Raw genomic sequence first — 11,740 nt, forward strand, 5'->3', positions numbered from 1 at the left:
AAAACCACCCGCAGGTGGCTTTCTAGATAACATTTAATGTGCTTTTTATAAACCTATTGTATAAGTTGCTATCACAGTAGTTGATGAAACTGCCTGGAATGGCTCTTGGCGATAGATACCAGTAATGCCGATTCTTTGGTTCTTTTCAACATCATAGGTTGCCCCAATAGTAGCTGTTGGGCGAGTCTTAACAGGATTTGGATTGAAATTAACTGGAGTTAAACCAGTAAGGCCTGTAGCAGCGTAAGTGCCATTGGCTGTGTTGGTATCTGTTTCAACGCCAGCACTACCAAATACAGTGGCGCGAGGAATAAAGCGATAAGAAGCCCCTACTCCAGCCAAAGCAGTTGTCGCATTGGTATTTAAGGCGCTATAAGTTAACGGTGAAGTCACTGAAGGACTTGCAGCTTCAGAGTAGCCACCCATATTGTTTTGGGTATAACGCATACCAATGTAAGGGGATACAATAACGTTTTCCATCACACCAAAACCATACTTAGCAGTCAGTTGAGCACCTTGGCTATTGAGCTGAGAAGAACCAGAGCCTGGCTCAGAAGTACCCACTACTTGACGTGTAATTGTGGTGTTCTTTTGACCATAAGCAATACCAGCCTTTACTTCCGCGCCAGTGCCATCGGGGCGTTGGTTCCAAGCAGCAAACAAGCCAATTAATGGCGTGTTGTTGCCAAGGTTTACGGTGCTGCCAGCATTGTTTACAGAAAGGTTCTGATCGGCATAAGCACCGATACGAGAGTTGTTCTCATCCAAGCGATAGGAAGCGATCAATAAAGCGCTGGTGTTATTCAGACCATTAGCTGCCTGAATAGCAGTGTTACGACCACCGGCTGATACGCAAATATTATTTACATCAAAGAGATTGCAGTCATAGTAGAAGCTATTGGCAAGTACTGAGTTCTGCAAGGTATAGGTATTTTGCAAGGCAGCAGCAGTATTTACTAAGGATTGCTGCGTGTCAGATACGTTTGGAGTGAGGTACAAATACACGTTGTTTGCATCGTAACCCAATGCATAACCTAAGCGAGTATAGGTAGGCAGCGTTGTGCTGAAAGTTTCAAACTTTCCGCTCACACCATTAGCAGTAATCAATGTGTACTTACCAGCCGCGTAAGTTCCAGCAGTTGCCGCCAGAGATAATCCACCGGCTAAGCTTGCAGCACCAGTAACCAAAACTTTCTGATTGTTCGTTGGTGAGATATTCATCAACAAATTACCAGTTGAGGCTTGAGTAAATGTACCGCCCAAAGCGACATTGCCATTCGCACCAGTTACATTCACAGTACCGTTGTTATTTAAAGCTGATGATGGGGTAATGGAGCCAGCTCCCTGAAGAGCTAAAGTGGAACCCGCATCAACCGCAGTAAGGCCAGTGTATGTGTTGGCAGCTGTGAGGGCCAAGGTACCGCCACCAGATACTACGACATCACCAGCAACCGTAAGACCCGTACCCAAATCAACACCATTAGTAATTGGTGAAGAAACGGTAGTTGTAGTACCAGAGGCAACGCTAAATACCGGGTCGTATGCAACTGTAATAGGCGCGCTAATAGTCATATCAGCAGTTGTTTCTAAAATAGCTGGGACAGTTGACGTTCCAATCAAAGCCAATCCACCAGTACCAATGGCGTTAGGATTAGCAATGCTTAATGTTGCACCAGAGCGAACTTCAGTGCCACCAGAATAGTCATTGGTGGTGTTTGTAAGAGTAATCTTGCCACTTGTTCCACCTGCACCATTGACAATTATTAATCTACCGATATCTTGACCATCATCAGTTATGTAGCCAGTGAAGGTGGCCTTATTGCCATTCTGGTCAATATAGCCTTTGTTTGCGCTGATACTAAAGGCGCTCGTAACTGTCGGGTTCGTCTGATCGACGTGTAAAGTGCCGCCATCAAACCTATTGGTAAAGGTATTTGAAGCAACCGTTGAAACCAAGTTATAAGAACCAGAGCCGTTATTTGAGCTAACAATATCAGGAATTGAAGGGCCAAATACCCCTCCCCCAAGTGGGGCCAAACCGACAACAGGAGTAGTGCCAAAGCTACTTAAATAAACGTAGCCAAAATGACCGCCGGCATCACAGTCCGTCGCAAGCATACTCACTGTAATGGTATCTCCAGCTCTTACGGCAACAGACTCAGCCTGCCAACCCGAGTAAAGATATGACCCGCTAGCTCTAAAAAGGGAGGCTGTAGTTGCAGCGTTATAACTTACCAGCTTAACCACCGTACTTGTGGTTTCATCATAAATTCTTAAAGTAAAGCCGTCTGTATCCTTGGCAGCATGTGGGGCAGATTGCAAAACGGCAGACCACGCAAGGTTAACAGTGGCAACAGATCCCGCTACAACAGCAGGCGTCAATCCATCACTAGAGATGGGTGTCATTCCATAATTAGTTACTGTTTGACTAATAGTGCTGATAGATCTGTTATTAACTCTGTCATTAACTCTTACTGAGTTTTGACCGAGGTATGTCATGGTTACGGGGACTAAAGGATCATTTGCAGATGACGTGATAACCGTGTTATTTGATGTTCCAGTTGTATAGTTGGATGGATCCATGATGTATGGAGCAGAAAGAGGTGAGGTGAATGTGCCACCGCCTTGAGACCAGCCAGTTAAACCGTTCGTGAAGTCTGCGTTGGTAAAGGTGATATCGCCAGCATAGGCGGTTCCTGCCATGCCATTTGCCAACAAAAAACAAGCAATACTAATTCTCTTACGCATACCCAACAATTCCCCGGTTACTTTTCAGATGCAGATTATTTGCACTAAATTAGTGCTTTTATTTTTAAAAATTCTGAAAATTATACCCTACTCATAAAGCGGGAATTAGACTTGGGGCTAATGCTGGAATACGTGCCAGGCTTGCGTGCCGGTGCATGAAATGAAAAAAGGCCTTAGGGGGGTTTTAAAAAGATGGCGGAAGAGGTGAGATTCGAACTCACGGAGGACTTTCATCCTCGCCAGTTTTCAAGACTGGTGCATTCAACCGCTCTGCCACTCTTCCTTTAATTCTGCTTACTGTGAATCACGGTTGATTCAAGCATCAGATTATAAAGAACTTTTGATTTGCCCTTCTAAATGCTTGGCAATCGCAAGGCTGGAGGTTAATCCAGGGGACTCAAAGCCATATAGATTAAAGAGGCCCTGGAGTCCATGATCCTTAGGGGTGTTGAAGCAAAAGTCGCCTGCAGGAGCATTTGGCGGCACGATCTTTGCCCTCACCCCCGAATAATCGGGCTGAAGGGAGCCGTCTTTCAAATCCGGCCAATAGCGTCTGACAGCTTCATAAAAGCCCTCTCCTCGCTTTGGGTTGACCGTGTAATCAATTTGCTCTTCAGAATCGATGTCGAGCCATTCCACATCAGGTCCAAACTTTGCCTGACCACCCATATCTAAAGTGAGATGTACCCCTAAGCCACCAGGCTCTGGAATGGGATAGATCAAATGCTTAAATGGCGATTTGCCAGAGAGCGAGAAATAATTGCCTTTAGCAAAATAGGCTTTGGGTATTTGATCATGCTGTAAGCCCTCAATCTTTTGCGCAATCGCTGGCGCACTCATGCCAGCGCAATTGATGAGATGCTTAGTTTTGATTTGCATACCATCAGCACCATCAACACTGCCGATGGTTAATTCATAACCGCCCTCAGCATGATTTCCGATTGGCTTTGCGCTAATTAAAGGTGATTGGTAGGCAACCATACCACCCGCATCCTCAAAGCCTCCGAGCAGTGAGAGCATATAGCCGTGGCTGTCAACAATACCTGTGGTAGTTGAGAGTATTGCGGCAACACATTTGAGATTTGGCTCCAATGCTTTTGCTTCTTCCCCTGAAATCATCTGAATTTCAGGAACATCATTTTTTTGCGCTTTATATAAGATCGCTTGTAAGTCATTAATTTGATCATTATCAGCCGCAACAATCAGCTTGCCATAGGGTTGAGTAGCTACCTGGTGACTGCGGCAGTACTCATAGAGCAGCCGATTACCCTCTACACAAAGTTTGGCCTTCAAAGAATCTTGTGGGTAATAAATGCCGGCATGAATAACCTCACTATTGCGAGCGCTGCTAATAGTTCCAAAAGAACTCTCGCGCTCAAGTAAGATGGTTTCACGGCCCTGAAGCGCCATTTCGCGGGCGACAGCCAATCCGACAACTCCGGCACCCACCACAACGCAATCAACCTGCTCCATCTATCTCCACCTGTATTTGGTTTATCTTTATTGCTTATTTTTCTATTTATGACTACTTAATGACATTGAATATACCGAAATCCTAACATTTTCAGTGTTTTAGGGGATTTTGAGCCCCTTCTTGATAAAATCTAGAGATGTCTTTAAAGCCTGATTCTGACAATCTTAAGTCCACCGAAAGCCCCCCTGGCGTTATGCCCAATGGCGCTCATTTTGCCGTGGATGTGGTTCTCGATACTGCCTATCAAGGTATTGATGGAAAAAGCTGGGCCGCTCTATTTGATATCGCCCGTAAGACTAAGCTTCCAGAATTTATTGCGGATTTATTTGCTGGCAAACATATTAATCAAAGTGAAGATCGCCCCGCACTTCATTCGGCACTCCGCAATCTCTCAAAATCTCCTGTCATCTTGGATGGTCAGGATGTCATGCCAGCAGTTATTGATGTGTGGCACCGAATTGATGCGCTCTGCAATAAATGGATTGGCGTCACCGATGTCATTCATATTGGTATTGGTGGCTCAGACTTTGGGCCACGCTTAGCAATTGAAGCATTAGCGCATGTGCCCGATATTGAAAGCCGCGGTATGCGCATGCATTTCTTGGCCAATATCGATACCGCTGAATTAGCCCGCATTCTGGATCGTGCGCTTCCGCATAGCACTCGCGTCATTGTTGTTTCCAAGTCATTCACCACCTTAGAAACCACCATGAACGCTAAGGCAGTCGTGGCTTGGCTGAAAGCTTCTGGCTGTACGAATAGCCAAATTAACAAAACCCTGTTTGCAGTTACCGCTAATGTGGCAGCAGCCAAAGAGTTTGGCGTTGAAGAAGATCACATCTTCCCATTTTGGGATTGGGTTGGCGGTCGCTACTCTGTTTGGTCCGCAGTTGGCCTGCCGATTGCCCTGCAATACGGCTTTAAGACCTTCGAAGAATTTTTAGCCGGCGCGCATGCGATGGATTTACATTTTAAGAATGCGCCTCTAGAAGGCAATTTGCCGGTCATCATGGCTTTAGCCTTGCTCTACCAACAAGAGAAGCACGGCATTAAAGCCTATGCTGCCATTCCGTACGCAGATGCTTTGGATTGGTTTCCAAAGTGGTTACAGCAACTCGATATGGAAAGTAATGGCAAAAGTATTGGTAAGGATGGCAAACCGGTTAAACATTCTTCACCAGTGGTGTTTGGTAGCGCCGGCAGTAACGCGCAGCACTCCTATTTTCAACTCTTTCATCAAGGCCCTGAAATCATTCCGATTGATTTCATTGCGGTTCGTAAGCCCATGAGTGACCTTCCTGAGGCTGTTGCACATCATCGTATTTTGCTGTCTAACTGTTTAGCCCAGGCCCAGGCTCTAGCCCATGGCAAGACCGATAGCAATCCGAATAATGTTTACCCAGGTAAGCGCCCAAGCAGCTTATTACTCCTTCCTGAACTAAATGCCTTCTATTTAGGGGCTTTATTGGCCCTTTATGAGAACCGTGCCGCGACTCTAGGCGCTCTCTGGAATATCAATAGCTTTGATCAACCCGGTGTTGAATATGGCAAGGTTCTTGCCAAACCAATTGAGAAAGCCCTTGCTAGCGGCTCCGACCATATTGATGCGGACGATAGTATTGATGCGATTACTGCTGCTCGCATCAATTTCTTAAATGCTTAGTTTCCTAAATTCTTGATTTTTGTATTCCAATTAATCTATTGAGCGCCCTGCGCCTCCTTTAATTTAAAGGTCTTCATGCAACTCTCTCCTTCCATTTTCAAAGCTTATGACATTCGCGGCATCATTGATGAAACAGTGGATCCATCGATTGCTAAATTGATTGGCCAAGCATTTGGTACCGAGATGCGTGAACTCGGTGAAACGGAAATCGTCATCGGTCGCGATGGTCGTTTATCTGGCCCTAGCTTGATTAATGCCTTGACTGAAGGGCTACTATCAACCGGCATTAACGTCATTGACTTAGGTATGGTTGCCACACCTATGGTGTACTTTGGCGCCAACCAAGAGCTCAATGGCAAAAAACCAAAATCCGGCATCATGATTACCGGTAGCCATAATCCCCCTAATTACAACGGCTTCAAGATGGTTCTGGGAGGCGCTGCGATTTATGGTGATCAGATTCAGGCGTTACGTAAGCGTATTGAAGCCAAGCAATTTGCTAGTGGTCAAGGTACACGCAGCACCTTTGATATTTTCCCAATGTACTTAGAGCGAATTGTCAGTGATGTGAAATTGGCTCGTCCTATGAAGATTGTGGTGGATTGCGGCAATGGGGTTGGCGGTGCATTTGCAGGAAAACTGTTTAGAGCTTTAGGCTGTGAAGTAGAAGAACTCTTTTGCGAAGTAGATGGTCATTTTCCGAATCACCACCCTGATCCTGCTCATATTGAAAACTTGCAAGATCTCATCAAGAACCTACAGACTACCGATAATGAATTAGGCCTTGCCTTTGATGGTGACGCTGATCGTTTGGGCGTTGTCACAAAAGATGGTCAAGTGATTTTCCCAGACCGTCAAATGATGCTTTTTGCTAAGGATGTGCTCTCACGCAATCCAGGTGGCCAGATTATTTATGACGTCAAATGCACCCGCAACCTTGCAACTTATGTAAAGCAGCATGGCGGTGAGCCTTTAATGTGGAAAACAGGTCACTCTTTAGTGAAAGCCAAGCTCAAAGAAACTGGTGCTCCACTTGCTGGCGAGATGTCCGGTCACATCTTCTTTAAAGACCGTTGGTTTGGTTTTGATGATGGACTCTATACCGGCGCACGCTTGCTAGAGATTCTTTCTAAAGAGAAAGATCCTAATCAGACGCTCAATGATTTGCCAAATGCCATTTGCACGCCTGAGTTACAACTTGCCTGCGCTGAAGGTGAGCCTTTTGAATTACTAGAATCCATTAAAGCCAATGCCAAGTTCCCTACTTCTGAATCCATCAATACGATTGATGGTGTACGTGTGGAATATGCCGATGGCTTTGGTTTGGCCAGACCTTCAAACACAACACCAGTAGTTGTGATGCGCTTTGAGGCGGATAGTGAAGAAGCTATCGCGCGTATTCAGGCGGAGTTTAAGGCTGTATTGTTGGCCGCTAAGCCGGAAGCTAAGCTTCCCTTTTAATTGAACAATTAGAAGCTAGTGCACTGAGGGCTTAGCGCCCTCTTTTTTATTCTCCTGTTCGTTTGAGACCTGATCTACCACTGGGGGTACATTGCCCCATGATGCATGCTCGCGAAGCTGATTCAGTAATGAACACATTCCATGAAGTATTGATCCAGCCAGCTTTAGATTGACATGAGCGCCGCCAGGCAAGATCAATTCAAGTGACAGGACATCTTCAAGCAACTCTTTTTCTAGGCTACATTTAACATCCATTACTAGCAATGGATCTGCGCCAAATGGAAAATTATCTGCCGGCTGAAATGGCTCGGATCCCTTTTGATCCTGATCTTGCGTGACATGTACCGCATCACTACCAAACTCAGCAATTGCTTTTGCAGCCTGGGGCGTATGAGTCTGCTCTAGTTTTTTGACAATCAAATGCTGTGTAGCTGCCAAAATGAATAGTGTGACTCTACGAGTAAACCAAAATCGGAACTCTGTATTTTCATCGGTATTAAACCGAAACAGAAGTCGATCATCGTAGGCTAAGTAGGAGGCGTTTAATTGTTTTATTTTCATTGGGCACTATTGGCAAAGCTCACTATCGTCTTGAGATTTACATTCTTTTTTACCTGAATACGCCTCACCCATCTCAACTGTCACTTCCGCATCTCCAGAAGCGCTACCATCTAGCGAAGTAAGCTTGGCCACCTTGAGAACATTACTTAAGTTACCACCTGAAGATGAGGCGGCGGCAGCTTCTGCTTCGGCAACCGGGAATCTCACTCCCAATAGATCGATGCCGCTACCAGTAAAGTTGGTCTTCGCATCAATAACTACCGCAACTTTGCCTGTCATATCAAATTTACCGTCAATCTTCGAGAGATCGAAGTTAATATTGCCGCTACCGCCAGCCATTGATTTGAAGACCACATTATTCAGCGTTGGATTTGCAGTCAAGGCAATTTGTGCGGAGCTGTAATTTTGATTCGCAGTAGTCTGAACACCACCTGTGACATTAATGACACCTGTAGCAGGTGTGAGTGCAAAGAGATCCCCTGCCTGCAACGTCTGGATATTTGCAGAGTAGAACGGATAGATATTGCCCACTAGGCCATTGAAGCTAACCACAGGCATCTTAGTAAGATCGCCGTTAACATATCCAGGGTAGATTGCAGCCACCATTAAGGAGTACAGCGCAGCAGATGCTGGGTTGAGTGTTCCGTTAAATTCAACCAATGGATCTAAAGAAATCAAGGTACGTGTATGTGCGGTATCAAGCACCTTGAAATTCAGTGCTGGACGGGTTTGAGCCAGGAACATTGTGTACAAGAATCCGTCATTACCATTAGTTCCAACAACTACTGAGCCGTTATAAATTTGTTGGCTTGAGGTTAATACGTCCGCCAAGAGATTAATCGTTGAGCCCGTAATCACGAAGCTCGCTAACGGCGCTACAGAACCAACGCTATTACCAATAGTGACAATTCCTGTGCCGGCATTGACATTGAGCGTATTGGCTTTGCTTGCAGCGCTATCAATCAAACCATTGAAAGTAATTGGAGCATTAGCCGTAGTAAGAGTGACTGCGCCTGAAACGCTAGGAGAAACCACCACATTACCGTTATAGGTTTGCGCGCCAGTTGTTCTAATGTCTGAAGAAATTATAGTTGAGCCATTAATTGTCAAGCTTGACAATGTCACGCCTGAAGCCAAGCTCAATACGCCATTAGTAGATATCAATGCGCCTGCACCGAGAGCATTTGCATTACCCAAAATCAACTGTGAGGCATTGAGCGCAGTATTACCTGAATAGGTATTTGCACCATTTAATGTCATTGATCCAGAGCCAACCTTAGTCAAAGTTCCAGATCCAGTAAATGATCCATCAAACGCAAAGTTTGTATTTCCGCCACCTAAGCTTAGGTTGGTAGCGAGCACCACAGTGCCGGAGCCGGTAATAGTATTAAGCGCGGCAGCTCGGTCAACGATATAACTAGCGCCAGCAGCAACAACCAAATCTGCAGCATTTACTAGAGCCCCCTTAACATCAAGGGTACCTGCAGAGACCGCTGTGATACCGGTATTAGTATTGCTTGCGCCTAGTATCAATGTACCAGCGCCAGTCTTAGCAAATGATCCGGAGCCTGACATGATTCCGTTGTAAGTTAAGGCGCTAGAACCATCGACATCAATTGTTCCGCTACCCAACAAAGCAATACCGCGATTAGCATTTAGAGTAAATGTTGAGGAAGTATTTAACGTACCGCTGTTAAATACCAGGGCCGCAGTATTTACAGAGCCAGGTGCTTGGCCTAAATTGCTATCCATACTGATAGAGACAACGCCGCCATTAATAGTCGTTGTACCGGTGTAGGTATTCGCATTGCCAAGTACTAAAGTACCCGCCCCACTCTTCACTAAGTTTGCAGTGCCTGCCAAGATAGCTGAGATCGTTGTGGTGCCAGTTGTATTGGTCACATCGTAGCTTGATCCAGTCAGAACACCAGAAGTGCCAGAGATAGAGCTGCTAGATAAGTTGATGGCACCGACAGTATCGCTATAAGTACTCATGGCCAAGCTACCACCAGCAACATTGATTGCACCAGTATCAGCCAAGACATCATTCGCACCTAGCGCAACTGTACCGACATTGATGTTAGTACCGCCGGTGTAGGTGTTAGGACCAGACAAGGTTAAGGTGCCAGAACCTACTTTAGTGAAGGATCCTGCACCACTCATCACACCACTGAAGGTAGTGTCTGGTGTAGAGCCTGCTGTGAGGTTTGCAGTTAAGGTGATATTACCGGCGCCAGCGATTGAAGCGACGGTGTCATTAGCACCAACAATATAAGTAGCACCAGAAGCAACGGTTACTGCTGTGTAATCAGACAGAGTGCCGATGACATTGAGGGTACCGGCAGATATGGTAGTGGTACCGGTGTAGGTGTTGGCATTAGACAAGGTTAAGGTACCAGATCCTACTTTAGTGAAGGATCCAGTGCTGCTCATGACACCACTGAAGGTAGTGTCTGGTGTAGAGCCTGCTGTGAGGTCACCAGTCAAAGTGATGTTACCGGCGCCAGCAATCGAAGCGACGGTGTCATTAGCGCCAACAATATAAGTAGCGCCTGAAGCAACGGTTACTGCTGTGTAATCAGACAGAGTGCCGATGACATTGAGGGTACCTGCTGATACTGTCGTTGTACCGGTGTAGGTATTCGCATTGCCAAGTACTAAAGTACCCGCCCCACTCTTCACTAAGTTTGCAGTGCCTGCCAAGATAGCTGAGATCGTTGTGGTGCCAGTTGTATTGGTCACATCGTAGCTTGATCCAGTCAGAACACCAGAAGTGCCAGAGATAGAGCCGCTAGATAAGTTGATGGCACCGACAGTATCGCTATAAGTACTCATGGCCAAGCTACCACCAGCAACATTGATTGCACCAGTATCAGCCAAGACATCATTCGCACCTAGCGCAACTGTACCGACATTGATGTTAGTACCGCCGGTGTAGGTGTTAGGACCAGACAAGGTTAAGGTGCCAGAACCTACTTTAGTAAAGGATCCTGCACCACTCATCACACCACTGAAGGTAGTGTCTGGTGTAGAGCCTGCAGTGAGGTTTGCAGTTAAGGTGATATTACCGGCGCCAGCAATCGAAGCGACGGTGTCATTAGCACCAACAATATAAGTAGCGCCAGAAGCAACGGTTACTGCTGTGTAATCAGACAGGGTGCCGATGACATTGAGGGTGCCTGCTGATACGGTAGTGGTACCGGTGTAGGTGTTAGGACCTGTCAATACTTGAGTACCGGCAGATAAAACCAGATTGCCGTTAGTGCCGCTGATCACACCATCAAAGGTATCAGCAGCGTTGCTAATGGTTAATGTTTTGCCGCCTATTAATACGGATCCGGAAGCATTACCAGCCAAGCTGATGATGGAGGCGCCAGATGTAGTACCAGTTAGATCTAAGCTTGCGTTGTCAATGATGCTGCTGGAGGCGGCAATCGAGCCAGTGCCAGTTAGAGACAAGGCGCCACCATTAATCGTCGTAGTACCAGTGTAGGTGTTGTTGCCGGAGAGTACTTGGGCACCACCAGAGATGATGAGGTTGCCACCACTACCGGTATTGCCGCTGATCACACCAGCAAAAGTATCTGCTGCGTTAGTCATGGTCAGAGTCTTGCTGCCTAATACGACCGAGCCAGAGCTGTTACCCGATAGGCTGATGATCGAGGCGCCAGAGGTGGTGCCACTGATATCGAAGGTCGCGTTATTAATCAGGCTGCTTGAAGTAGCAATGGAGCCTGTGCCAGTTAAGGACAGAGTGCCGGCTGATACGGTAGTGCTGCCAGTGTAAGCATTGGCGCTATTGGTTAGGACTAAAGTGCCTGCGCCAGTCTTAG

General features: G+C 46.3%; 6 protein-coding genes and 1 tRNA gene. 2 read left to right on the forward strand and 5 right to left on the reverse strand.

All coding sequences use genetic code 11. The features are described 5' to 3' along the window. Positions 1-45: 45 nt before the first annotated feature. The 3 genes from ICE90_RS07170 to ICE90_RS07180 form a co-directional block, all read right to left on the reverse strand. Positions 46-2,748: an autotransporter domain-containing protein gene (locus tag ICE90_RS07170; RefSeq protein WP_216191721.1), complete on the reverse strand. Its 2,703-nt coding sequence runs from the start codon at positions 2,746-2,748 to the stop codon at positions 46-48. Between the two features lie 193 nt (positions 2,749-2,941). After that, a tRNA-Ser gene (locus ICE90_RS07175) sits at positions 2,942-3,031 on the reverse strand. 44 nt (positions 3,032-3,075) lie between these two features. Then, on the reverse strand, positions 3,076-4,221 hold the full coding sequence (locus tag ICE90_RS07180; protein ID WP_216191722.1) for an NAD(P)/FAD-dependent oxidoreductase: 1,146 nt from the start codon (positions 4,219-4,221) through the stop codon (positions 3,076-3,078). Positions 4,222-4,358: 137 nt separating this feature from the next. Here ICE90_RS07180 and pgi point away from each other — a divergent pair, with 137 nt between their 5' ends. Both pgi and ICE90_RS07190 read left to right on the forward strand, forming a co-directional pair. Next, positions 4,359-5,885, forward strand: a complete 1,527-nt coding sequence (gene pgi, locus ICE90_RS07185) for a glucose-6-phosphate isomerase (RefSeq protein WP_216191723.1) — start codon at positions 4,359-4,361, stop codon at positions 5,883-5,885. Between the two features lie 75 nt (positions 5,886-5,960). Next, on the forward strand, positions 5,961-7,346 hold the full coding sequence (locus tag ICE90_RS07190; RefSeq protein WP_216191724.1) for a phosphomannomutase/phosphoglucomutase: 1,386 nt from the start codon (positions 5,961-5,963) through the stop codon (positions 7,344-7,346). Between the two features lie 15 nt (positions 7,347-7,361). On the opposite strand, the gene ICE90_RS07195 is transcribed toward ICE90_RS07190, so the two are convergent. Further along, positions 7,362-7,907, reverse strand: a complete 546-nt coding sequence (locus ICE90_RS07195) for a hypothetical protein (RefSeq protein ID WP_216191725.1) — start codon at positions 7,905-7,907, stop codon at positions 7,362-7,364. A 6-nt stretch (positions 7,908-7,913) separates the two neighbouring features. Further along, positions 7,914-11,740 (reverse strand): autotransporter-associated beta strand repeat-containing protein (locus ICE90_RS07200; RefSeq protein ID WP_216191728.1); only part of this gene is annotated, 3,827 nt, incomplete at its 5' end.

Origin of the sequence: Polynucleobacter sp. AP-RePozz3-80-G7 (assembly GCF_018882145.1) — a bacterium.
Classification (GTDB): Bacteria; Pseudomonadota; Gammaproteobacteria; order Burkholderiales; family Burkholderiaceae; genus Polynucleobacter.